Source organism: Streptomyces lavendulae subsp. lavendulae, assembly GCF_002803845.1.
Classification (GTDB): domain Bacteria; phylum Actinomycetota; class Actinomycetes; order Streptomycetales; family Streptomycetaceae; genus Streptomyces; species Streptomyces lavendulae.
On the sequence record NZ_CP024985.1, the window covers coordinates 8219555 to 8242177 of the forward strand.

The following is a 22623-nucleotide window of genomic DNA, read 5'->3' on the forward strand; positions in this document are numbered from 1 at the left end:
ATACGTCTCCGGTCTGCGGATGGACCGGCACCAGCACCAGGTCACCGGCCGGCTCGCTGACCGACGCGCCCCCGGCGGCCGCCACCACGTGCGCGAGAGCCACGCCCGCGGGGATGTCCCGGTACTCGCTCAGCCGGTGCCACAGGGGGCCGACGGCCAGTAGCTCCGCCCAGTCCGTGACGGGCCGCTCCGGCGGGCCGGACAGCCGGGTTCATGAAGAGGCTTCGTCCCGCCCCGCGTTGGCAACGCCACCGCCCGACCCCGCATTGCCACGGCACGCGACCGACCCGTCGGCGGCGCGGGGCGTGAACCGCAACGCCCCGCCGACCAGCACCGCCCGCGTGGCCGGTCGCCCGGACCGAAACCGGCTTTCGGCGGGTCGGGGGGGTATTGTCGTCCGGTCACGGACGGCAATCGGAGCGTCTGTTCAACCCAGGGGAACCAACATGGCTGATCTGAACTCGCTGCGGGCAAGCCTTGCGTCAGGTGAGCACGAGTTCGCCGACACCTTGGCCTTCGTCGCCGCGCATTACGAGTACCAGCCGCAGGCGTTCCGCAACGGTGAACTGGAAAATGCCGCAGGTGAGAACGAGGGTTCGTGTAAGACGCTGGGACTGGCCCTGCTGGAAGGCCTCAGCGACCAGGAGGCGCTGTGGGCATTCGGTGAGTACTACCGCAGTGTGCTGGCGACGCCGAACGACACTGATCACGGCAACATTCGCAACCTCATGGCCCATGGCCTGGCAGGAGTGAGCTTCGCCGGGCAGCCCTTGGCCCGCAAGAGCTGACCAGCGAAGTCGGGCGAGCACCCAAAGGTCACGTCCACCACGCATAGGGCTGCGGGACGTCGAGGCCAAGCGGCGCGTCGCCGTGTCGATGCCTGTCCACCTGAGCGTCCGGACGGGCTATTCCGCCGGGTGCGGGGCGGACGGTGGCTCTGATACTGGCCTCCTGGGTGCCCCGACGGCGGGGCGCGCCGATGAAGGAGTACGGACGTGAACTCACCGATGGCCGCGGAGAGCGGCTGCGACCTGATGAAGCGCCTCGCCAAGGACCTCAAGCTGAGCATCGCCAAGACCCAGGAGCACGCGGACCAGGTCGCGAGCAGGATCGCTGAGCTGGAAGCGCAGGCGAATCCCGACCAGAGCCAGATCAGCGCCTTGAAACAGGCGCTGGAAGTACTCAGGAAGAAGATCGAGGACGAGCGCGCGTCGCTGTCGGAACTGGAGGACGTGATCAGCGAGAACTGCTGAGACGTTCCCTGCCGATCATCGGAACGCCGGCCTGACCGACGCGAGGCTCACCCAGCGCGGAGTGCACCGCCCGGTGCGAAGGAGCCCGCGCGTGAACCGGACTCCTCGCCCACGGCCGCTGCGGGTGGCCGATGACGTCCTCGGCCGCCCGCAGCAGCCGGAAGGCCGGCTCCGGGTCGGTGCCCGCGCTGCCGACGACGGGCGGGATTCGCTCCTCAGGCGGCGCCGACCTTCGCGGCCCCTGCGGCGTCGGGCGACTCGGCTACGCCCGGTCGCGGCTTGCGGGTGAGCGGAACCGTGGCGCACGCGGAGAGCAGGGAGGCCGCGGCGACCGCGTACCACCCGTGCCGGAACGCGGCGACAGCGTGTCCGGGCGCCGGGGTGCCGAGGATGCCGACCAGGATCGCGACGCCGAGGACCGCGCCGATCTGGCGGCCCATCGAGGTGATGGCCGACCCGGTGGCGAAGCGGGCCGGAGGCAGGGCGGCCGCCGACGCCCCGGTCAGGACCGGGAGCGTCATACCGACGCCGAGGCCGGTCAGTATCATGCCGGGCAGGAGCGAGGCCGCGTAGGACGGGCCGGTGTCCAGCGTCGCGGCCCACCACAGGATGCCGGCCGCGAACACGACGGTTCCCGCCAGCGCGATGCGGCCCGCACCGAATCTGGCGACCGCGGGCCCGATCCGCAACGCGACCGGCGGCACCAGCAAGGGGCCCGGCGCGATGGCGAGGCCGGTGAGCAGAGCCGAGTAGCCCCACACGCCCTGGCACCACAGCACCGCGCCGAGCAGCATTCCGGCGAACGCGACGGTGAACAGCGTCAGGGCCGCCGCGGCGGATGCGAACGCCGGTACCCGGAGCAGTGGCAGCTCGATGATCGGTACGGGGTGGCGGGCGGAGCGCACCACGAACCAGACGCCGAGCAGCACCGCGGCAGCCAGGCCGCCGAAGGTGCGGGCGTTCGTCCACCCCCAGTCGGGAGCCTTGACGAGGCCGAGCGCGAGCGTGGCGATCGATCCGGTGAGGAGGGCGGCGCCGAACAGGTCGGGCAGCGGACTCTTCTGCGCCCCGGCGCGTCCGGGCGACGGCAGCACCGTGACACCGAGTGCGAACGCCGCGATCCCCACCGGCACGTTGACGATGAACACCCAGCGCCATCCGGCCTCGACCAGCAGCCCGCCGGCCACCGGCCCGAGTCCGGCGGCGATCCCGCCGATCGACGCCCAGGCCCGCACCGCCCCGGCGCGCTTCTCGGGCGCCGTCGTGTCGAGCAGCAGCGCGAGCGACGTCGGCATCAGCAGCGCAGCGCCGGCGGCCTGGACGAGCCGTGCCGCGACCAGGGTCCCGACGTCGGGGGCGAGTGCGCAGCCGACCGAGGCGAGGGTGAACACCGCCAGTCCGGTCAGGAAGACCGGCTTGTGGCCGGAGCGGTCGGCGACGCGGCCGGCTACCACGAGGAGCGCCGCGAAGGCGATCGCGTAGCCGTTGAGGATCCAGGAGAGGGAGCCGAGGCCGCTGCCGTCGAACGAGTGGCCGATGGCCGGAAGGGCGGCGTTGACGATGAAGAGGTCGAGGTTCGACATGAAGACCGCGGCCGCGACCGTCGCGAACACGGCTCGGGACGCCCTGCGTGAGGGTGGGTTTGAAAATCCAACTGTCATGGACCGGAGGCTAGCCGGGTGGGTTTGAAAACACAACGCACTAGGAGGAGGATGGGGAGGTGACCTCGAACGCGAAGCAGGGCGAGAACTCGGTTCCGCACCCCGAAGTGCCCGGCCGGCCGTGCTCCGCGGCCGCCGCGCTGCAACTCGTCGGCGAACGCTGGGCCCTCCTGGCGATCCGCGAGATCTTCTACGGCAACCGGCGCTTCGGCCAGATCGTCCGCAACACCGGTGCCCCCCGCGACCGCCTCGCCGCCAGACTGCGTGCACTGGAGGAGGCGGGCGTGGTCGAGCGCCGCGCCTACAGCGAGCGCCCCGTGCGCTTCGAGTACCACCTCACGGAGGCCGGCCGCGACCTCGCACCGGTGATGCACGCGCTGCTGGCCTGGGGCGACCGCTGGGCGGTGGACACCCCGCCGGTCGCCTTCCGGCACCGCGGCGCACCGGGCTCGGAGCACGCCGCCGAGCACGACCTCGACCTGAAGTCGACGTGCCGGACCTGCGGTGAGGAGGCCGGCGCGGGAGGTCTCACGATCGACGTACGGGCGCCCGGATGGGATCGGTCCGGACCGGTCGAAGGCTCCTGAACGCAGCAGCGATCAGGAGTGAACGGTGGTCTCGATCGACCGGCCGTCACGGGTGAGGGGAGAACACCCGACTGTCCGCCAAGGCCCTATGCCTTGCCCTTGCTGCGGCTCTCGCCTACGGGAAGAAGCCCGCGCACATCACCATTCGGGACGCGGTCCTGGTGCTTCACCGCGGTGACGAGAATGGAGGAGATGTGGGTCAGGGCGGGGTCGGCAGCGATGAAGAACGTGTCGACTCCGGCCAGTTCGTGTTTCATGCGGGCCATCGGCATTTCGTGGTCCAGGTCGGCAACGCCGCGGACTCCGCGGATGACGACGTCGATTCCGACTCGGCGGCAGTAGTCGACCAGCAGGCCGCCGGTGTGGGAGTCGATGGTGACGTTGCTCAGGCCGCTTGCTGCCGTGCGGAGCCGGTCCAGCCGCTCACCGACGGGGAAGCGGCCGGTCTTGTTCGGATAGGACATGACGCAGACGACGACCTCGTCGAACAGGAGGGCGGCCCGGCGGCGCGCGCCAGGTCCCGGCGACGCCCCATCTCGGGCGGGTGGTGGCCCACCGGCCCTGCGCGGCCGGGCCCAGGACGTAGTCGGCGCATCGGGTCACTACGATTCTGGGCATGTGGAGAGAGACGGCCTCGCAGGCCTTTCCCGGCGTCGGCTTCCGAGAACCGGCTCCTGCCCCCGAACTCGCCGAGGCCGAGCGACGACTTGGCCGGGAGATTCCTCCAGAGCTGAAGCAGCTGCTCCTTGAGAGCAACGGGGTGATCGGTCAGACCTCGGTCGACACCGTCTGGGCAATCGATCAGATCGTCGAGCAGAACCGTGTCTTCTGGTCTGACCCATCCTTCGCCCGGTTGTACATGCCCTTCGACGCCCTGCTGTTCTTCGGAGACAACGGGGGCGGTGATCACTTCGCCTTCGTGCAGAGGCCGCAGCGTCCCGACATCTTCGTGTGGGAGCACGAGACCGACAGCAGGCGGTGGGTGGCCGGCGACCTGCGGGACTACCTCGGGCGCTCACTTCGCGAAGGCGGCGACGGCTGGTACCAGCTGTAGCCCCTGGCTCAACGCATGTTCTCCGCGGTATCCCGTAGCTCGTGCCCCGGCCGGGTTCACTTGCTGGTGATGTCCCACGTGCCGTCGCCGGCTGCGGCGGCGTTGTCGAGGGCGGTCCACGCGGCGTCGTCAAGCTTGAAGGCGTCGTGGAGGTAGGCGGAGATCGCGTCGGCGACGAGTGCGACGCGGGCAGGGTCCTCGTCGGTGGTCTCGGCGACCATCTCGCCGGCGAGGCCCCCCAGGGTGTGCTCGCCCTCGGCGATGCCGAGCAGGCTCTTCGGGGACGGGCTCAGGTGATAGGCGTCGGTGAACCACTCCGGCCCCCGGGTGGAGAGCTGAGACTGGTCCCTGCCGCCCGCGATGACCAGGGTCGGAGCGGTCATGGTGGAGTAGTCCGGCCTCATGAACGGGAGGTGTTCGACGGCGAACGGGGTGAGGGTGTCGCCCGATCCGGTCGCAGCGATCAGCGCGCCGGCCGAGACCGCCGAGTGGGAGAAGTCCTCTCCGGGAATCCCGTCGGCGTCGAGCACGCGCGCGCCGAGGAGCGCCCCGGCCGTCTGGGCACCCCAGGAGTGGCCGACGACCGCGACACGGTCCCGGTCGACGCGGGTCTCCAGATCGCCCGCCTGGGCAAGGATGTCGCCGAGGCCGTCGAGAACCGCATGGAGGTCGGCGATCCGGACGCGCCAGATGGTGGCGAAGCGCGGGTCGTCCCACGTGATGCCGTTGCGGCGGGAGTCCAGGTGGGTGGGCTGCACGACGACGAATCCGGCGGCCGCCCACCGGTCGACGAGGGGTTCGTATCCGTCCATGGACCACGCGTTGCCGTGGGAGAACACGATGACGGGAAGGCTCCGGCCCGACAACGGGGCGGTGACCTTCACCTGGAGGTCGACGCTGCGGCCGGGCGCGGGAACGGGGATGGGCTTGACCGCGACGATCCGCTGGGTGAGGTGATGGGAAGGCATGGGGGACCTGTGCTTTCTTCCTGGGGGCGCCCTGCCATACTTTGGCGGAGCGGCGTTCCGCCAAAATAGCGGAACATTGTTCCGCGAGTAAAGGGAGAATCTCGTGTCGGAATCGGTCGGAGTACGCCAAGCACAGGCGCAACGCACCCGCAGCGCCGTGCTGGCGGCCGCGGCGGCGATCTTCGTAGAGCAGGGTGTCCAGGCCCCCGTCCGTGATATCGCCGAGCGCGCCGGCGTCGGCGTGGGGACGATCTACCGAAACTTTCCGACCCGGGCGGACCTCGTCACCGCCGTCTACCGGCACCAGATCGACACCTGCGCCGCACTCGCGCCCCGGCTCCTGGAGGAATCGGCCTCCCCGTTCGCGGCCCTGACCTGCTGGGTGGACGCGTTCGTGGATTTCCTTGTGACCAAGCACGGCCTCGGTGCCGCCCTGGGGTCCGGTGACCCGGGGCTGGAAAACCTCCACGCCCTCATGCTCGACACCCTGCTCCCGGCGTGCGCGACGCTGCTCGACGCGTGCACCGCCGCCGACGAGCTCAGCCCCGGCATCACCACCTACACGCTCATGCGCGCCATCGGAAACCTCTGCATCACCGGCCCCGACTACGACCAGGCCGACGCCAAGCACATGGTCGCAACCCTCCTCGCCGGATGCCGTCGCAAGGCATAGCGCGGTGATCGCCCGCCCGCGGGACAGGCCCACCCGGTGGCGGAGGCCATCTCGACCTGCGTGTACACGTCCGCCTGCTGGCCCCGTCCGGCCCGTGTCGCGGCGTCGGCCACGACCCGCAGGGGTTGGGCGGCAAGGTGGGCGGTGGTCGGGAAGGCGCTGCCGTCCCCGACCCCGACCCCGTCCCCGACCTCGATCGGGGTCCTGGCTCCGGTCCTGACGCCGACTCCCGTCTCAGTGGCGGGGAGGGTAACGGTCTGCTCGTCCAGGGCGGTGGAGATCTCCTCGACCAGCCGCTCGCCCATCCTCGGGGCCCTCGGGCCGTATCAGCTTCGCGGACCCCGCACGCGCTCCAGGGAAGGACGGATCTGGGCCAGCGGGCCGTGGAGCCGGTTGGCGGCGATCCGGCGCATCGTCAGCCCCGGAAGGCCGGAGACCGGGCAGACCATGACCCTTGCGCTGGACGGCGACAGGGCGCCGGTGGAGACGGGCCGGTCGACCACGACCAGCGCCGTCCCGTGCTTGGCCCGCAGCTCTCCCAACAGTTCGCGGAGCTTGAGTTCAGTGTCGGGCAGGCGCTTGTCGAAGGCCTTCTTCCCGGCTCGGGCGAAGCCGCTGCTCAAGCCCCTCACCAGCGGTCCGTCGATGCCTCCGGGCCCGGTGGCCCCGGCCTGCTGTTGACGCGAGCCCTGTCCCGGGAGACGGGACGGGCACGGCAACTCCTGGCCGTCGGGGAATGGCGTCCCTCCCCGGCGGACGCCGAGGCGGCGACGGCTGTTCTGGGGCGCCTCACCGCTCTGCTGCCCGCTCGGCGGGGCGGGACGGCGCGGTTGTCGGCCAGCGATCGGGACCGGCGGCTCCAGCGCATCCTGCGCACGACGGTCCACCATCTCGATGCGGGCAGTGTCAGCCCTCCTGCCGCTGCCCTTCTGGCCGCCGTCGGTCGCGCTCTCCTGCCCTGGTACGCCGCTCTTAACCCACCGACCGCCGCGGCAGCACCGCGATACGGGGTCGCGCCAAGGACAGCCGACGGCGTATCAGTGCCGCCGACCGAAGCGGGGGAATCCCTGCTCCCCGATCTGATCGCGCTGTTCACCACCCTGGCCGCGGCGAGCCCGCCCGGGGCCGTCCCGGTGACGCCGCCGGTTGAGCCCTGGCAGGTCCGGTACACGGGCCGCTTCCGTCGCCACGGCCGACCCGCCCCCGGGGTGTGGACGGCTGAGACCATCCGCTGCCCGGGGTGCGGGCGTACGGCCGGTCCGTGGGTGGTCACGTGAGACTGGCGTCTGATCACGCTGGGTTGCCCGTGCGGTGTCGTGACCCGAGAGCACGGACTCGCCTTCTCCGAGGTCTGGCTCCTCCTGCCGGACACCTGAGCGCACGGTCGACGACCTCGACTGCGACGCTCCGCCGGCGTTCCTCGCCGCGGGTGGACGAATCGTGTCGCACCGCCGTCCGGCCAGCCCCGGAACGAGCCGCACCACATCGACCGGTCGCGGTGGTGTTCGCCGCTCCTGAAACCGGGGCCGTGGGGGAGGAACGAACACCACCGCGCTGGTGTGGTGCACACCCGGGGCGGGCACGGGTTCCCGTGATACGGCACCCAGCATCGGTATCCCCGCACTGCTGGAGCCGCATTGACCGTCATCACGAAGTTCCTCGACCGCCGGCTGGTGGCGGATGCCAGGTACGGCGGGCGGATGCACCTGGACGCGTGCCCTCCGCTGTCTGCCGTGCCGAATCGGTACCTGCGGTCCTGCGCTCGGTATTCAGTCGACAGCCTTCGCGTGAACCAGGAGATACGGGCCCGCTGTGCCCAGCGGCCTGCGTTCGGGCGGCTGCTGGCCCACACGTACGCCGGGGAGCCCGGCTCGCCGAGGGGGCGGGTCTCGACTTCAGCTGGCACGAAGTGGAACAGCAGGACGGGCAAGGCTTGGTCATGGACGGAACAGGCCGGCCACTCTGGGAGAGCGCGGTCTTTTCGGCGTCGAGCACCCGTGAATCCGGGATCAGTTGCTGCACGAGTGCACCCGTCGTCGTCTTGCCCACCGCCGTGCGCACCGTTGAGCCATACGATCACGGGACCCGATGCCGGCGCTGTGCGGCCCAGGGGCACGGGGTACAGCGGAAATCCCGGTACTGCGTCCGCGCCTATCAGGGTGGCGCCGCCCGCCTTTGTGGACGCCTTCCGTGCTGAACTTGTCCTCCGGGGTCCGACCGGGCCGGCGTCGACATGGGGCAGCGGGACGCCAACCACTCCGGGCGAATCCGATGGCACCGACAGCCTTCCGGCGACAAGACCGCACCGGTGAACACCCTGCCACCGCCGCCGTCACGCATTCCCTGTTCGCCCCGGAGCACGTCCTCGCCGAGCGTCTGGCCACGAACGAACCGCTCCACGTCCTCATCGAGCGGGCCACCGACGCAGGGCTCATCACGGCCGGACTCGCCGCCGAACCCGACCGCAGCCGACTGCTGCGCGACAAGCTCACGCAGGGCGCCGAGTCAAGTGCCGCCTTCCACCCGCTCCGCGCCGTCGCAAGGGCCCGGATCTTGGTCCGGGCGGCCTTCGGGCGGACGTGATGTTGCCGTCCTCGACGAGCATGTGGGTACCCGGATCAGGAGCCCCCGGCCGGTTTCGTGCGATACCCGGAGGGCAAGGGCTACGGCATGCGGACCTGTTCGGCGATCCAGGATTGCGCGAGCTTCGTCCACGCTGCGGCCTGGCCGGCACCCTCGGCCAGACCGAGACTGTGCGGGCCGTGGGCGAAGACGTGCACGGTGTGCGGCACCTCGTGCGCGGCCAGCGCCGAGGCCAGCCGGTAGGTGTGTTCCGGCGGGACGTAGATGTCTTCGGCGGTGTGCCAGAGGAAGAAGGGCGGAGACGCCTCGGTCACCAGCGCGTCGAGGCTCGTCCGGCGGCGCAGGTGCGGTGAGGCGTCCTCCCCGAGCAGGATCAACCGGGCAGGCCGGTAGGTGTCGGTCTCCATCGATGTGATCGCGTAGCCGAGGACGGCGAACTGCACGGACTCGCGCGGATCGTCGCCGGGTGCGAGTGCTGCCAGGCCCGCGAGATGCCCGCCGGCCGAGAAGCCGATCAGCCCGATGCGGTCCGCTCCCTGATCGCGTCGGCGGCGGATCTCGGCTTGCAGGGCGGTCAGAGGTGCGGGATGGCGCACGTGAAGCGGGTAGCGGAAGACGCTCGCCGACAGGCCCAGGGCGGAGAGCCACGCGACGACCGGCTCCGCCTCGTGCGGGGCGTGCGAGGCGTAGCCCCCGCCCGGCAGCACGATCAGATGGGTCGTCGCGGGGCGCATCCGCCCGTCCTGTCCGGGAGGCGCCGGTGCTGCCTCCGGTGGAATGCCCAGTGGAATGCTCATGCCCACCTCCGTGCTTGCTGTCGGACGCTGCGAGCGGCCCTGACCACGAGGTGTGGGGCCACCACCCGACCTACCGTGTGGTGCGTGAGGCGCGCTGCTAGAACCAGGCTCCCACCGAGGCGGCAACCGGGTCGGCCCCCGGCTCGCGCAGGGCGTAGAGCGCCTTCGCGCCGACCCACAGGAGTGTCCTGCCGTAGGGGAGGTCGGGGTGGCGGTCGAGCATCGCGTGGAAGAACTCGGTCGCGGAGGAGCACTCCTTCAGTGCCGCCTCGGCGCTGTCGAGGTACTGGCGGGTCCCGGCGATGACGCGGGTGGCGTCGTCGTCCAGGTCCTTGTTCTTGTGGCCGGCGACGATGTGGCGGGGCGCGAGGGCCTCCACGGTGCTGATGGCGCCCCGCCAGGCGTCCAGGCCGCCTCCGGCCGACTCGCCGATGTACATGTGGGCGCCGTTGTAGAGCACGTCGCCGGCAACGACGAGGCCGAGGTCGGGGACGTGCAGGACGCTGGTCTGCTCGGTGTCGGTATGGCCGACATCGACGAGGCGCAGGTCGTGCCCTTCGAGGGTGAGGGCGTTGTCGGGGACGGTGACGGCGGTGACCGGGGTGTCGGGGATCTGCCCGGGCCAGAGCTTGTCCCAGGCGAAGGGCCGGGCTTGCACGTTGCCGTGCATGACGGCGATGGTGCCGGCGGTGGCCACGACGGGCGCGTCGAACCGCTGGGCGAACTCGTTGTCGCCGAACCAGTGATCGCCGTGCCCGTGGGTGGCGACGATGGCGATGATGTTCTTCCCGCCGGCAGCCACCCAGGCGGCAACCTCCTCGATCTGGCCGGCGGTGAAAGGCGGGTCGACGAGTACGGCGTCCCGCTCGCCGTGGACGAGGGTGGTCGAGATCGGCTGGAAGGTACGCCCTTCGCCGTTGGGCAGGGGCTCGGTGACGCTGATCGGCATCGGGTCGGAGACGTGTACGGCGTAGCCGAGAGACTGCGTGTTCATGAGTGCTGACCCTTCTGTCGGTTGCCGTCGCGAGTGGATGTCTCGGGGGTGATCAGGTGAAGGGGATGTCGCTGGGGTCGATGGAGACGAGCTGCGGCTCGGCTGGCGCGTGGCCTTCGGGTGTGCACGGGAGGATGCGGTGCCCGGTGGGGAGGGCGATTCCGGCGACCCGCGACTACCCGCGAAGCAGTGGGCGCCGGGGCTGCCGGCGCGATGTCGACGCCGTGGCCCTCGCGCCGGGCCACGGGGGATCCGTGGCCCCTGCTCACCCTTCTCCTGCCAAGGTTCCAGTTCCTTGAGCAGGTCGCCATCGGTGGTGAACTCGTCGTGGTCCTGGAACAGGAACCCGTGGGCCGAGTCGGGTGGATCGGCCGTCGCGCCTGCGGCATCAGACCGGCGAGCGGGCGGGAGTGGCGGGGGAGGATCATCGGGTCGCTGTCGCCGTTGGCGACGGACATCGTCGCGATAGGTGCCGCCTGGGTGTAGGACCGCGTCATGGGGGTCCCCTGTTGGCTCCGTCAAAGAATGGCGATCGCTTTACCTGGCATCGACGCTACGCCTCCTCGCGGCAGAAGTAAAGCGTTCGCTATACTTGTGGGTGTGGCGGCAACGATATCGACGAACGGGGCGGCTCGCGGCGGGCGTGGTGCGCGTGAGCGCATCCTGCGGGCGGCGGAGGAGCTCTTCTACGCCCGTGGCATCCACGCCACGGGTGTGGCAGCGCTGATCGAGGCGGCGCACGTCTCGCCCCGGACGTTCTACGTGCACTTCCCGACCAAGAACGCACTGGTGGAGGAGTATCTCCGCCGGTTCGAGTCGGAGAAGTCGATCCCTGCCGAAGCGGAGCTGGAGCGCGAAGACCTACCTCCTGCGCAGCGGTTGTTGGCGATCTTCGATCCAGTCGAGGGGGATGCGTCTGCGCTGATCCGCGGTTGCCCCTTCCACAACGCCGTCATCGAGGGGGCCGGAGAACTCCCGGAGGTGGCCCGCCTCGCGCAGCGGCACAAGCAGGCCTTCCGCGATCGCCTCGTGGCCACGGCCGCAGAGGCCGGAGCAGCCGACCCGGACGCCCTCGGCAGGCAACTCGCCGTGCTCTTCGAGGGCGCCAACGCGCTGGCAGCCTCCTGCAACGACGCGCAGGCGTTCACGGACGCCCGGCAGGCAGCCCGGACGCTGCTGGACATCGCCTTGGCCGCTCCGCCCGGCGGGTAAACGCTTCGGGACCCCCGTCGACCGTGCGCCAAGACGTCTCACGGCCCCCCGGTGCTTCATGGGGTCACCGCTGCCAAGGCCGGACGAACCGGATCCCCAAGTCGGGATCGGACCCAGAGTCCGAAGCAACCTCCTGGCCGAGCTGCGGGCCGCCGGACTGTTGGACATGGATGACGCAGCGATCGACGCTTCGCACGTCAGGTCCCTCAAAGGGGGGTCACACCGGACCTTCGCCGGTCGACCGTGCACGCCCGGGCAGCAAGCACCACCTCATCGTCGACCGCCACGGAACCCCGCTCGTCGTCTCCCTGACCAGCGGAAACCGGCACGACGTCACCCAGCTCATGCCTCTGCTCGACGCGCTGCCCCGCATCCGCGGACTGCGCGGCCGCCCCCGTCACCGGCCCCGCCGGCTCTTCGCCGACCGCGGCTACGACTACGACAAGTACCGGCGCCTGCTCAGAGCCCGCGGGATCACACCCAAGACCGCCCGACGCGGCACATTTCACGGCTCAGGCCTGGGCAAGACCCGCTGGGTCGTCGAGCGAACCGGCGCGGTCACCGGCGACCGCTACGCACCCGAGTTCATGGGGACGCCGGGCGGCTGAACACCCGGCTCGGCGAGCGCCGCGCCGAGACGCCGTGTTCATGCCCATGGGGAAGATGGGGTGGCGGCGTCTCCGAGCAGGGTGACGCGGTCGAGGCTCCAGTGGGGGAGCGGGGCACGGTCGAGCCTCTGGCTGTGTGCAAACCCAGGTGGCCTGAGCAGACCATCTGGGTAGGGTCGGGCAATGCCCCTTCTGAAGCCGCTGAATGCCGGCCATGCCCCGGCGGTCCTGGCCTTCGAGCTGGCGAACCGCGCCTACTTCGCTGCCTCGGTCCCGGACCGCGGCGACGACTTCTTCGACCGGTTCGCCGATCGGTACGACGCCTTGCTGGCTGAGCAGGAGGCCGGAACATGCGCCTTCCACGTGCTCGTCGCCGAGGACGGCTCGGTTCTCGGCAGGTTCAATCTGGTCGACATCGAGGACCGCACTGCAGAAGTCGGCTACAGGGTCGCGCAGCACATCGTGGGCCGCGGCGTCGCGACCGCGACCGTCCGGGAGTTGTGCCAACTGGCGGCGGCCCGGCACGGGCTGCGCACGCTGCGGGCAGCCACGGCCCGCCGGAATGCCGCGTCTCAGAAGGTGCTGGCCAAAGCAGGGTTCGTCCCCGTCGGTTCGGCCCAACTCGACGGTGAGCAAGGCATCTGGTATCAGCGCGACCTGATGATCCAGCCGTACGGTGCGATGGTGCCCGAGGACCGGCCGTAGGAAGGCCGAGGCCACCACTGATCATCGGTGTGCGAGGTCTAACGATCTTGCGATGGTCGCAGCAGGCAGACATTAGGGATGTGCAGAGGTGGTCGAGGATGATGCGGAGATGACTGATCAGGGGTCCGCCGCAATTCCGGCGCCGGTATTCGATGAGGAACACGTACCCGCGCTCGTCGGTAGCTCGGTGAGCGCGGGGCGCTTCAAGGTGGGGGGTGCCGGCATCGTCATGGGCCGGGCGGGGACGGTGATCATCGTGGAAGCGGGTGACTCGCCCGCCAGGAGCGGCGTGTGGAGTGCGGAGGCGGTCCGTCTGATCGGGCCCGCACCGGTGCCGGTCACAGAGCGGCTGATGGGATCGCCCCGTGCTGCGGACGAAGGGTTGTTGCCGATCCACATTGCGGTGCGGCTTGGAGGAGAGGCCCTGTACCTCGGCACTGCCAAGGTGAGCCGGGCCGGCACGTCCGACGGAGTTCTCACCGATTGCGAACTGCGCTTCGAAGCGCCCTTGAGCCGACAACTCCTCAACCGGGTACGTCCACCGCTTCCCGCCGTGGACCTGCCGGGCCTGGAGTGGCTCAGCAATGTGAACGGTGACCGTGCGGCAGCGCTGGAACAGTTCATCACCGGCTGGTATCCAGGCACAGACACCACCGAACCACCGGCCACCAGCTCTCCGTGGTCGTGCCTGCCTGCTGGACTGAGGCAGCTGTACCGGCTCGCGAAGCAGCGGCCGGGTGCCCTCGGAGGCCAGAACAGCATCCTGCCCGAGTCGGATCTGCACACCGACCACCTGGGGGAGATGCTTGTCTTCGCCGTCGAGAACCAAGGAGGCTTCTTCTGGTCACTCCTGTGGACGCTCGACGGGCCCGAGGCGGATCCGACGGTCTGGTTCCGTGAATTCGACGAGGAACCGATCGCCGAGCAGGAACCGCTGAGCGGCTTCCTGATCCAGTTCTCCCTCTTCGAGGCTGTGATGAGTGCCGAGTACTGGGCGCTGCCCCGCAGACTCACGGCAGCACAGGCCGCGCGACTCACCGAAGCACTGCACCTCGTGCCCCTGCGCCCCTTCTGGCCGTGGGCACCCACTCGCTTCTACGTGGCCCCTGGCCTCGTCGTGCACGTCGGCAGCGAGGACGGCGAGGCATTCGATGTCCGGGCCGGCGCCAGCCACCGAAGCGCCCTGGCACCGCTGGCCGGCCTCTCCGTCGACTGGATCCGCTTCGACGGCTGACGTCACCAGGTCAGCTACACAGTCGGCCGGTGTCAGCGCAATGCGGCGAGTTCGTTGACGTGATGGGTCGGCGTGCCCATGAAGAGGTCGGTGGGTGCGGGGCCGTAGGCGATGTTGAGGGTGTCGAGGCGGTAGGTCCACGCATCGCCGTGTGAGCCCGCGAAGCGGTGGTTCACCTGCCAGCGCAGCCATTCGCCCCGGGCGAGCCGGAATGCTGGTGGACGCCGCCATCTGCGCGGCATGCCGAATGGCGTCACGGCCAGTTGGACCCGCAGGAGGCCGTCGTCTTCCTCCAGGAGTACGGATGTGTCCGCGTCGGAGACGGGCAGGACCGCGTGGGTTGCGAACTGCGGCTTGAACGCGTCAACCTCGTGCATCAGGACCTCGTGCACGAACGGCGGCGAGGTGAGCGGCAGGGGGAAAGCGGTCGGGGTCGCGTTGCGGCGTGAGGCTTCAAGCCCGCCGCGGGACTGTTTGGTCCAAGACGTGCGAACCCACTGCACCACGGTTTCCATGATGCTGATCCTCTGGCACTGCATTGCCCGGCCGCTACATCGTTTCCGCCGGTTCAGCGGTCGGCCCCTGCCTTGCTGAAGAGAACCGGTTCGTAGCGCAGAGCGCAGCAGCACCCGGCTCGGGATCGTACCGCTCCACCAGGTCGACGGGTCATTCCTGTGGTGATCGCACGCCACTCGTCTTCGAGGGCGCTGAACATGTCGGAGTCTCGCCAACCATCCCGGATCAGGGCCGTGTGACGATGACGTCCTTCCCGTGTCATGCCGAGCTTGCCGAGAACCCTTGCCGACCCGGGGTTCCGCGGGTCGCAGGTGGCATGGATGCGGCGGAGCCCAAGATCCTCGAACCCTCGCGCCAGTAGTCCCTCGCCGACCGCCGTTCCGACGCCCTGTCCCCAAACCCGCGGATGCACCGCACAGGTGCTCTCGCCTTGACGCTGCCCTCGGCCACGGACGTGGAGTTCCCCCATGCCGACCACGTCGCCTTCGACACGCGCTGCGTAGGCGAACCGCTGCTGAGGTGTGTGCGACCAGGCCAGACATAGCCCGAACAGGCACTCGGCCGTCGGGTGGCAAGCCCCGGTCCGTCAGGGTTTGAGGAGCAGCCGGATCGGGTTGCCTTCCTTGCGTTCCAGGGCGTCCACGGCCTGCGCGGCCTCGGCCAGGGGATAGATCCCGCTGATCGAGCCCGAGAGGTCCAGGCGGTTCATGCCCACCAGGCGGACCAGGTCGGCGAGGTCCTCGGGCCCGGATCCGTAGTGGCCGAGCACCTGTTGCCGGAAGCGGCAGAACCAGAGGTTGTCCTTCATGGTGAAGGGCTGGTCGGTGAGGCCGACCAGGACCAGCCGCCCGCGCTCGGCGAGAGAAGCGAGCGCCTGGTCCCGCGCGGCCGGCACTCCTGCGAAGTCGAAGGCAGCGGCGATGCCCGCCGCCCCGGCGGCGGAGCGCAGCAGGGTGGCGAACTCGGGGTCGGCCGGGTCGAGAGCGGCGTCGGCGCCGAGCCGGACGGCCCGCTCGCGGGCGGCGGCCAGCGGGTCCACGGCGATGACCGGGCAGGCCCCCACCATGCGGAGCAGCTGGACGGCGTGCGCGCCGAGTCCGCCGACGCCCCACACCGCGACGGCCTCCGCGGGCCGTACGTTCGCGCAGGAGGTGATCGCCGCCCACGGGGTGGACACCGCGTCGGGAATGATGCACGCCTGTTCGAACGGGATCCCGGGCGGGAGCGGGACCACCGCGTCAGCCGCGGCCACGGTGTACTCGGCCCAGCCGCCGTCGATGTTCACTCCCCGGGTGCACGGAATCCCGTTGCGGAGTTCGCCGGCCTGGAGGACCACCGGGTCGCCCTCGTCGAATCCGGTGACACCCTCCCCGAGGGCCCTCACCACACCCGCGGTCTCGTGACCGAGCGTCACTTTGCTGCCCGACAGGGGATGCGGCTCCAGCATGCCCTGGATGAGGTGGACGTCCGACAGGCAGACCCCGGCCGCCCGCACCTGGATCAGCACCTGGCCCGGGCCGGGCTCGGGGACGGGCACCTCCTCGACGGCGAAACCGCCCCCTCCGGTGGTGAGCCTTCCGGCCAGCATCGTCTCCACGGCCGTCCTCCTTCCTCGCTTCCGCACCGCTCGGGGGCCGCGCTTTCACCCAGTGAAGCTCATGGAGCGCAGCGGTACGGCGACCGATCGGAGGACGCGCCGGGTGGACGAGACCGGCGCGCGTCGCTGACGCCGGGTTCACCAACCGATCGATGTCGGCGGCGCAATGGGCCCACCCCCGCCCTCTCAGGGGCGTCCGGTCGCGAGCAACGCCTCGATCATCAGGCCATGACCTGCCGCGCCTCTTCGGGGTTACGGGTGAAGCGCAGGTGCTGCCATGCCTCCCAGGACGTGGTGGTCTCCAGCCCGGCGAGGAGGAGTGCACGACGGCCCTCCGGCTGGGCGGCGAACTCCGCCGCGAAGACGGCCTCCAGCTGGACGCGGGCCCGCCCCGCGCGACCCCGGTCCTGCTGCTCCATGGCGAGCCCACCTGGTCCTACCTGTACCGCCACGTCCTAGCGGGCCTGGTCGACCACGGGCAGCGGGGCGTCGCCCCGGACCTGATCGGCTTCGGCCGCTCGGACAAGCCCACCGAGCAGACGGACCACACACCACGACGGTTTGACCAGCCGGGGCGCGCTTACGCGTCCGGTTCTACCCGGCCGGCGTGTATCCACTCGTCCTCGAACTCGGCCCGGCTGATCTCCTGGTCCGCCAGCGCGGGGTCGAAGAGGTCCACGATCGGTGGGTTGAAGGGCCAGTCGTCTGGTCCACTACGCAGGGCGGTTCCGCCCTCCGCGAGCTCCACCTGGCGGATCCGGCGTCCGTCGGACCCCACTTCCATCAGATGGACGACTGCTTCATCGTCCTCCTCGTCCCAGCGGCGCCGCAGGTACACGATGTCCCTGTCCGCGAGCGCGCCGAAACCTTCACGCCCGCGCTGCGCGTCGCGCTCCGCGCGTAGGCCCTCCAGTCCAGGAGGCATCAGGGACGCCTCGATGTCGACTTCTTCCAGCCCGTCGTGCTCGAACCGGGACGCCGCCTCCGGGTCGGTGACGACCTCGACCCAGGCGAACGTTTCGAGCACGTCTCGCGCAGACCGTGCATGGACCCACCACCACGCACCGCCCATGCCGTAGTCGTGCAGAACGAGGAAGCGGCGCTTGTCTGCGCTGTTGGTGCCGGTCATGGGGACTGAGCTTAACGAGGGAGGGAGGGAGGGAGAGAGGGCTGCGAGCCTGGTCAAACTCATCAGGCGAACCGGGGTCGGGTGATGTTCTGGTGGTCTGGGCGTGCAGACAGGGCCTCTTGGTGGTATCGGGGGTGCGACCCCGTCCGAGCAGTTCCGGGAGACCCCGTCGCCACAGCCTCGCGCGTTCGAGCTCGCCGCGTCCAACCCGGCTGCCCATCGACGTCCACGTCCCCTGTCGGCACATCCGGGACGGATCACCGTCTGCCAGCGGTGAACACGAGCCTGACTGGGCCCGATGGTCACTACAGTCCAGTCTCATGACGACGGTCACAACGCGTACGGTTACCTACCAGGCCGATGCCCTCACGATGGTCGGGCACCTCGCGCTCCCCGCCGGATCCGACCGCCGGCCTGCGGTCCTGATCGGCCCCGAGGGGGTGGGGCTCAGCGACGTCGAGCGGCGCCGGGCCGAGGCCCTGGCCGAACTGGGATACGTGGCGCTGGCCTTTGACCTCCACGGCGGGCGCTATCTGAGCGACCCCGAGGAAATGCTGGCCCGTTGCATGCCACTGCTCGCCGACCCAGACCGGATGCGGGGTATCGGCCACGCGGCGCTCGACGTGCTGCGCGCCGAACCACGGGCCGACCTCGACCGGGTGGCGGCCATCGGGTACGGCACCGGGGGCGCGATCGCGCTGGAACTCGGGCGCGATGGCGTCAACCTGCGTGCAATTGGGACGGTCAACGGACTGACCACGGGCCGACCGGGCGAGGCGGCACGCATTCGCTGCCCGGTGTGGGCCGGAGTCGGTTCGGAAGACCCGATCATGCCGCCCGCGCAACGGCAGGCGTTCACTGCTGAGTTGCAGGCCGCAGGCGTCGACTGGCGCCTCGCGGTCTACGGTGGAGCCCTGCATGCCTTTCACCATCCACCGGTCGACCACACAGCGCTTCCCGGCGTCGGCTACCACCCGCGGCACGCACAGCGAGCCTGGCGCGACATCGTCGGCCTGCTTGCCGAGTGTCTGCCCGTAGCGGAGTGACCCGGCCGGTTTCTGACGCTCACTCCTGACCGTTGTCGTCTTCATCCAGCCCTGGTGCGTCCGCGGAGGTGAAGCTGTAGCGGCCGAGCAGGTTGAGATTGCGGTGCTTGAGCGTGGAAAGCTGGGGCTCTCCGCAGATGAGAGCTGGGCGGGGGCTTTGCAGTGACTGACATGGAAGTGGTGTCCGGGGTTGTGGCGCTGACACGAGGACTCGTCCACGCCTTTGCGGAGGGTGGTCTCGCTGACCTCGGCCACCTGGGCGACAGCCCGGGTCGCGTCGTGGCCCAGGATCCGAGCCTCGGCCAATCGACGGCACGTGGGAACGCGTCTTCTCCGTCCTCCTCGCCCAGACCGACGCCGAGGAGGGCCTGAACCGGGTCGGTCGCCGTCGACCCCACGGTCGTCCGCGCCGCACCAGCACGCTGCCGGGGCCCGTCAAAGGGGGCTCCGGCAGGCGAGCCGTCCGACCATGCCGTCGGACGCTGCTCCCGCGGCGGACTGGCCACGAAGATCCACCTCGCCGCCGACGCCCGCTGCAGGCCGCCGGCCTTCGTCCTCACCGCCAGCCAGGCCGGTGACGCACAGGCTTTCACACAGCTCAAAGCCGCAATCCGGGTCATGAGACCGAAAGGAAAACCGCGAACCCGCCCGATGCCGGCTCGCCGACAAGGCGTACACGACTCGCGCGATCCGCGACCACCCGCGCAAACGCAAGATCCGGGCCGTGATCCCACAGCCGGCCGACCAGACGGTCAACCGCAGACACCTCCGCACACCAGGGCTCAGGTCGTCTTGGTCTGGCCGCCGTCGATGAGGAATTCGGCGCCCGTGATGTTCGCGGCGCGGGGCGAGGCCAGGAAGAGCGCGAGGTCGGCGACCTCCTGAGGTTCGGTGAAGCGTCCCGTGGCGATGCCCATCTGCCGGGGCACCACCACATCCATGGCCTCCTGGGCAGTGGTCCCCGCGCCGGCCGCCACGGCGTCGGCGAAGCCGCCGGGGGCGGTCCAGAACGGGGTGCGGACCGGTCCCGGAGCGATGGCGTTCACCCGTACGCCGCGCGGAGCGAACTCCTCCGACAGCGCCTTGGTAAGGCTGGTCAGCGCGGCCTTGGCCGCCGAGTAGTCCACCACCGTGGGGAAGGGCATCCGGGCGTTGACGGAACTGATGTTGACGACCGCGCCTCCGCCGTCCGCGATCAGGTGCGGCAGCGCGGCGCGGCTGGCGCGGACGGCGCTGAAGAAGTTCAGGTCGAAGCCCCGCTGCCACTGTGCGTCGTCGATGGCGAGGAAATCGGTGCGGGGCTCGGTGGCTCCGACGTTGTTGACCAAGACGTCGATCCTGCCATGACGTTCCATCGCCGCCTGGATCAGCGCATTCACGCCTTCGCTGGTAGCCAGATCGCCGGCGACGAAGGCCACGTCGTACGTCTCGCGCAACGCGGCTAGCTCAAGGCTCTCGGAACGGCTGCCGGCGACCACACGTACGCCCTCACGCAGGAACGCCTCGGTGATGGCCAGGCCGATGCCCTTACTGGCACCGGTGACGACGGCGACTTTGCCGGTGAGCTCCAGATCCATCGGCACGCACTCCTTGTGTCATGAACTCGGCACGGATTTTTCCCATGAATCGGATATGCACGGGCATTGTGTGCGTCGGATCCCGTGCGCCCTCGCAGGCACGCCGTTCCCTGCTGTCGGGGTGTGAGACCACCGTCAGCTGTGGGCGGTCCTCGACCGGCCCTCCGCGTCGACGTGCTCCTGGCAGGCGGGACGGTTCCGAAGCCGGTCTACGTCGATTCGAGGCCTCCGGCGCCTCGGGCCGGGAGGCTCTTCTATGTCCCGGGGCACACGTGCTGCATGCCGAGTGCTCGTGCGGCTGGACGGGTACCCGACACACCGTCGACCGGACCGCGGCCGGGGACGTTCCGATCCGTGAGAGCGGACTGGTGACGGCCGAGCGGTGCGAGAAGGACTGGGACACCGGCACCACCTCGCCCGCTACGGCGGCTGGAGCCCGTACGGCTGACGCTGCGCGGGTTCGGGGACGACGGCGATGGTCGGGCCGTCCTCGGCGAGCCCGAGGAGGTCCTGGCGTTCGTTCTCATCGGCGGCCAGGTCCCACCGCAGCTTCGTGGGGAGCGGAGTACGCGGCCGGAGCGGCGGGGTGCCGGGGCGGCCATGTTTCAGTCCGTTGAGGCCCGCACCGCGTCGTGCCAGGTTTGGGGGCTGAGGTAGTGGTTCCTGCGTCCTTCGGCGAGCACGGACCGGAGTTCCGGGAGATGCGGGGTGTCTGCGGGGAGTTGCAGTCGCGCGAGGACAGCCGGTGCGGCCGTGGGCTCCCGGTCGCCGTAGACGTCGTGGTAGCCGGCCAGCAGGCCCTTGAACAGCGGCACGTGCAGTGAAGGGAGCCGCACTGCGGTGTCGTACGCCTTCTGCTTCACGTGCCAGGGCGCGGGGCCCGAGCAGGCCCGGTGCATGATCACGGCCCGCCGGCCGAAGGGCGGCGGGCCGTCATATACCTGTCTCTGAGCCTGACGGTGCAGGCCAGTGGCGGTCGGCCGGAGCATCGGAGAACCGTCAGGTTCGCCAAGGGGCGCCGTGACGGACCCGGGCGGGACGTCTTGGGCGCCGTGCCGCTGCGGCGCGCAATGAGAGCGGTCGCCGTCGCCGGGAACCGAGCTGAGTGCCCTCAGGCCAGTGCCTCCATGCCCATGTGGCCCATGACGCCGATGGAGATGAGTTCTCCTTCTTCTGCACGGCCGAGCCAGGCGACGGAAAGCCCCTCGGTGGCGGAGAAGGTGATGAGGTCTGCGCCCCGGACCTCATCACGGACCATCGCGAACTCAGCGCCACCCACGCTCTCGGTGTCACGGGACACGAGCCCCGGCGCTGTCGCTTTCCTGCGCTGCTCCCAGAATTCACGGAACGGCGCTGTCAGCGCGGGCCGGGCCGTCGCGTCGGCGAAGCTGCCCATGGAGGTGTCCGTGTTGGACCCGACCTCGTCGCCCTGACGGAGGCGTTCGATGTCTTCGCCCGCGGCGAGGCCCATCTCCCAGACCGCCACCGTGCCCTCTCGCACGCTCAGGGGCGTCGCGGCTACCTCGCGGCCGGAGAAGTACTCGTCCATGAACTCGTACGGTGCCTCCGTCCAAGCCACATCCACGCCGTACGCACCAGGAGGGACCCGAACCGCGAGCTCCCGCGGCTCCCCGTCTTCCAGCCAAGGAGTGTCCACCACGAGCCGGCCGCTCGGCACGCGGTTCGACGTCACCCGAGAGCAGGGCACCCGGCCCCATGACAGAAACAGGCCACCACGGCGGAGATCAGTCGGCCTTTGGCGCTGGAGCCTGCGGGGTGCGCGCTGGTGGTCAAGGCATTTCGTCTGGGTCGCAGGAGGCCCGGCGCAGGCCGATCGTGCGCAGGGCGCGCATCAGTCCTTCCTCGTCGCCCGCACGGACGATATGAACGGCCCCGTCGGCGGTGAAGCTGTCAAGGTCGCCGGGGGCCGCGCCGGCTCTCGTGCGGAGTACGACTCCGCTCGGCGGGTCCAGGGCGCGTACCCCGTGGAAGACGTCGAGTGCGACCGGGTCGTCACGGAAGCCTCCGGCCAGGGTGAGCACGGTGATGTCGGGGAGCAGGACCCGGGCGTGAGCGAGGGCGACATCGGGCGTGCGGGCGTGGGAGATGACCTGGAAGTGGGAGTTGCGCTGGATCCGCGACCTCAGCCGCTCCAGTTCCTCGCCTTCCGATACGCCGACCACCATTACTGTCATCACGGTCCTCATTCTCCGTCCGTGTGGCGCGTCGGGCAGGACGGTGGTCGTCCGCCCATGGTCGACGGGCGGGCGGTGTAGACCGCACCTGCGGACCGCCGCTCCCCGCTCCCCGCCCTGGACCCGGTTGTCCCGGGCCGGGACCAGGTGCTGCTGGGGGAGGCGGGGCGGATGGCCCGGGCCGCGGGACCGCGCCACACCGCTGCCTGGTCTGCTGACAGCGGTCGGCGGGAC

24 protein-coding genes and 5 pseudogenes are annotated in these 22623 nt (G+C 70.2%); 13 read left to right on the forward strand and 16 right to left on the reverse strand.

What is annotated here, in order from left to right; translation table 11 throughout:
• The first annotated feature begins 446 nt into the window (after positions 1 to 446).
• Both SLAV_RS37025 and SLAV_RS37030 read left to right on the forward strand, forming a co-directional pair.
• Positions 447 to 788, forward strand: coding sequence for a HopJ type III effector protein (locus SLAV_RS37025; RefSeq protein WP_030227811.1), 342 nt, complete (start codon positions 447 to 449; stop codon positions 786 to 788).
• A gap of 207 nt (positions 789 to 995) precedes the next feature.
• Positions 996 to 1253, forward strand: coding sequence for a ferritin-like domain-containing protein (locus SLAV_RS37030; RefSeq protein WP_158740575.1), 258 nt, complete (start codon positions 996 to 998; stop codon positions 1251 to 1253).
• A gap of 215 nt (positions 1254 to 1468) precedes the next feature.
• Here SLAV_RS37030 and SLAV_RS37035 read toward each other — a convergent pair whose 3' ends face one another.
• Positions 1469 to 2866, reverse strand: a complete 1398-nt coding sequence (locus SLAV_RS37035; protein ID WP_234333501.1) for an MFS transporter — start codon at positions 2864 to 2866, stop codon at positions 1469 to 1471.
• 107 nt (positions 2867 to 2973) lie between these two features.
• Between SLAV_RS37035 and SLAV_RS37040 the strand changes: the two genes are divergently transcribed.
• Positions 2974 to 3501 carry a winged helix-turn-helix transcriptional regulator gene (locus SLAV_RS37040; RefSeq protein WP_030227807.1) on the forward strand — a complete coding sequence of 176 codons (528 nt, stop codon included), beginning with the start codon at positions 2974 to 2976 and terminating at the stop codon, positions 3499 to 3501.
• An 86-nt stretch (positions 3502 to 3587) separates the two neighbouring features.
• Here the strand turns inward: SLAV_RS37040 and SLAV_RS37045 are convergent.
• Positions 3588 to 3995: pseudogene (locus SLAV_RS37045) on the reverse strand (nucleotidyl transferase family protein); the annotation flags it as partial.
• Positions 3996 to 4117: 122 nt separating this feature from the next.
• Here SLAV_RS37045 and SLAV_RS37050 point away from each other — a divergent pair.
• Complete coding sequence (locus SLAV_RS37050; RefSeq protein ID WP_030227805.1) at positions 4118 to 4555, forward strand: SMI1/KNR4 family protein; 438 nt, start codon at positions 4118 to 4120, stop codon at positions 4553 to 4555.
• Positions 4556 to 4611: 56 nt separating this feature from the next.
• Here SLAV_RS37050 and SLAV_RS37055 read toward each other — a convergent pair whose 3' ends face one another.
• A complete protein-coding gene (locus tag SLAV_RS37055) occupies positions 4612 to 5523 on the reverse strand; it encodes an alpha/beta hydrolase family protein (RefSeq protein ID WP_030227803.1) in 912 nt (303 codons plus the stop codon).
• 103 nt (positions 5524 to 5626) lie between these two features.
• Here SLAV_RS37055 and SLAV_RS37060 point away from each other — a divergent pair, with 103 nt between their 5' ends.
• Complete coding sequence (locus SLAV_RS37060; protein ID WP_030227801.1) at positions 5627 to 6196, forward strand: TetR/AcrR family transcriptional regulator; 570 nt, start codon at positions 5627 to 5629, stop codon at positions 6194 to 6196.
• A gap of 128 nt (positions 6197 to 6324) precedes the next feature.
• Here SLAV_RS37060 and SLAV_RS37065 read toward each other — a convergent pair.
• Positions 6325 to 6810: pseudogene (locus SLAV_RS37065) on the reverse strand (IS110 family transposase); the annotation flags it as partial.
• A 426-nt stretch (positions 6811 to 7236) separates the two neighbouring features.
• Between SLAV_RS37065 and SLAV_RS42805 the strand changes: the two are divergent.
• The gene (locus SLAV_RS42805; protein ID WP_244225270.1) at positions 7237 to 7473 is read left to right on the forward strand and encodes a hypothetical protein; all 237 of its coding nucleotides are present in this window, start codon (positions 7237 to 7239) and stop codon (positions 7471 to 7473) included.
• A 700-nt stretch (positions 7474 to 8173) separates the two neighbouring features.
• Here SLAV_RS42805 and SLAV_RS42810 read toward each other — a convergent pair.
• Positions 8174 to 8276, reverse strand: a pseudogene (locus SLAV_RS42810) (ATP-binding protein); the annotation flags it as partial.
• A gap of 191 nt (positions 8277 to 8467) precedes the next feature.
• On the opposite strand from SLAV_RS42810, the gene SLAV_RS37080 reads away from it, so the two are divergent.
• On the forward strand, positions 8468 to 8779 hold the full coding sequence (locus SLAV_RS37080; RefSeq protein WP_030227797.1) for a hypothetical protein: 312 nt from the start codon (positions 8468 to 8470) through the stop codon (positions 8777 to 8779).
• A gap of 80 nt (positions 8780 to 8859) precedes the next feature.
• Here the strand turns inward: SLAV_RS37080 and SLAV_RS37085 are convergent, their stop codons facing one another.
• Complete coding sequence (locus SLAV_RS37085) at positions 8860 to 9576, reverse strand: alpha/beta hydrolase (RefSeq protein ID WP_199922139.1); 717 nt, start codon at positions 9574 to 9576, stop codon at positions 8860 to 8862.
• A gap of 97 nt (positions 9577 to 9673) precedes the next feature.
• The gene (locus tag SLAV_RS37090; protein WP_051840547.1) at positions 9674 to 10570 is read right to left on the reverse strand and encodes an MBL fold metallo-hydrolase; all 897 of its coding nucleotides are present in this window, start codon (positions 10568 to 10570) and stop codon (positions 9674 to 9676) included.
• 600 nt (positions 10571 to 11170) lie between these two features.
• Between SLAV_RS37090 and SLAV_RS37100 the strand changes: the two genes are divergently transcribed.
• The 4 genes and pseudogenes from SLAV_RS37100 (at position 11171) to SLAV_RS37115 (ending at position 14329) form a co-directional block, all read left to right on the forward strand.
• Positions 11171 to 11782, forward strand: coding sequence for a TetR/AcrR family transcriptional regulator (locus tag SLAV_RS37100; RefSeq protein WP_199922138.1), 612 nt, complete (start codon positions 11171 to 11173; stop codon positions 11780 to 11782).
• A 127-nt stretch (positions 11783 to 11909) separates the two neighbouring features.
• A pseudogene (locus tag SLAV_RS37105) lies at positions 11910 to 12339 on the forward strand (transposase); the annotation flags it as partial.
• Between the two features lie 234 nt (positions 12340 to 12573).
• On the forward strand, positions 12574 to 13095 hold the full coding sequence (locus SLAV_RS37110) for a GNAT family N-acetyltransferase (RefSeq protein WP_030227784.1): 522 nt from the start codon (positions 12574 to 12576) through the stop codon (positions 13093 to 13095).
• 88 nt (positions 13096 to 13183) lie between these two features.
• Positions 13184 to 14329 (forward strand): hypothetical protein, encoded by a 1146-nt coding sequence (locus SLAV_RS37115; protein ID WP_051840545.1) that lies wholly within the window; start codon positions 13184 to 13186, stop codon positions 14327 to 14329.
• Between the two features lie 32 nt (positions 14330 to 14361).
• On the opposite strand, the gene SLAV_RS37120 is transcribed toward SLAV_RS37115, so the two are convergent.
• The 5 genes from SLAV_RS37120 to SLAV_RS41905 all read right to left on the reverse strand — a co-directional run bounded on the left by SLAV_RS37120 (position 14362) and on the right by SLAV_RS41905 (position 17571).
• Positions 14362 to 14844, reverse strand: a complete 483-nt coding sequence (locus SLAV_RS37120; protein ID WP_030227779.1) for a hypothetical protein — start codon at positions 14842 to 14844, stop codon at positions 14362 to 14364.
• A 53-nt stretch (positions 14845 to 14897) separates the two neighbouring features.
• Complete coding sequence (locus SLAV_RS37125; RefSeq protein ID WP_078950206.1) at positions 14898 to 15398, reverse strand: GNAT family N-acetyltransferase; 501 nt, start codon at positions 15396 to 15398, stop codon at positions 14898 to 14900.
• Positions 15399 to 15431: 33 nt separating this feature from the next.
• On the reverse strand, positions 15432 to 16442 hold the full coding sequence (locus tag SLAV_RS37130; RefSeq protein WP_030227777.1) for a zinc-binding dehydrogenase: 1011 nt from the start codon (positions 16440 to 16442) through the stop codon (positions 15432 to 15434).
• A 221-nt stretch (positions 16443 to 16663) separates the two neighbouring features.
• Positions 16664 to 16861, reverse strand: a complete 198-nt coding sequence (locus SLAV_RS42815; RefSeq protein ID WP_030227774.1) for a hypothetical protein — start codon at positions 16859 to 16861, stop codon at positions 16664 to 16666.
• 161 nt (positions 16862 to 17022) lie between these two features.
• Positions 17023 to 17571 carry a hypothetical protein gene (locus SLAV_RS41905; RefSeq protein ID WP_030227772.1) on the reverse strand — a complete coding sequence of 183 codons (549 nt, stop codon included), beginning with the start codon at positions 17569 to 17571 and terminating at the stop codon, positions 17023 to 17025.
• 320 nt (positions 17572 to 17891) lie between these two features.
• Here SLAV_RS41905 and SLAV_RS37150 point away from each other — a divergent pair, with 320 nt between their 5' ends.
• Together SLAV_RS37150 and SLAV_RS43735 are read left to right on the forward strand one after the other, a co-directional pair.
• Positions 17892 to 18617 carry a dienelactone hydrolase family protein gene (locus SLAV_RS37150; protein WP_030227770.1) on the forward strand — a complete coding sequence of 242 codons (726 nt, stop codon included), beginning with the start codon at positions 17892 to 17894 and terminating at the stop codon, positions 18615 to 18617.
• Positions 18618 to 19004: 387 nt separating this feature from the next.
• Positions 19005 to 19199 (forward strand): annotated as a pseudogene (locus tag SLAV_RS43735) (IS5/IS1182 family transposase); the annotation flags it as partial.
• A 200-nt stretch (positions 19200 to 19399) separates the two neighbouring features.
• Here SLAV_RS43735 and SLAV_RS37155 read toward each other — a convergent pair.
• The 4 genes from SLAV_RS37155 to SLAV_RS37170 all read right to left on the reverse strand — a co-directional run bounded on the left by SLAV_RS37155 (position 19400) and on the right by SLAV_RS37170 (position 22389).
• Positions 19400 to 20194: an SDR family NAD(P)-dependent oxidoreductase gene (locus SLAV_RS37155; protein WP_030227768.1), complete on the reverse strand. Its 795-nt coding sequence runs from the start codon at positions 20192 to 20194 to the stop codon at positions 19400 to 19402.
• Between the two features lie 605 nt (positions 20195 to 20799).
• Complete coding sequence (locus tag SLAV_RS37160; RefSeq protein ID WP_159038073.1) at positions 20800 to 21183, reverse strand: hypothetical protein; 384 nt, start codon at positions 21181 to 21183, stop codon at positions 20800 to 20802.
• Positions 21184 to 21305: 122 nt separating this feature from the next.
• Positions 21306 to 21902 (reverse strand): DUF4241 domain-containing protein, encoded by a 597-nt coding sequence (locus SLAV_RS37165; protein WP_341869035.1) that lies wholly within the window; start codon positions 21900 to 21902, stop codon positions 21306 to 21308.
• Positions 21903 to 21984: 82 nt separating this feature from the next.
• Positions 21985 to 22389, reverse strand: coding sequence for a hypothetical protein (locus SLAV_RS37170; protein ID WP_158740572.1), 405 nt, complete (start codon positions 22387 to 22389; stop codon positions 21985 to 21987).
• Between the last annotated feature and the right edge of the window lie 234 nt (positions 22390 to 22623).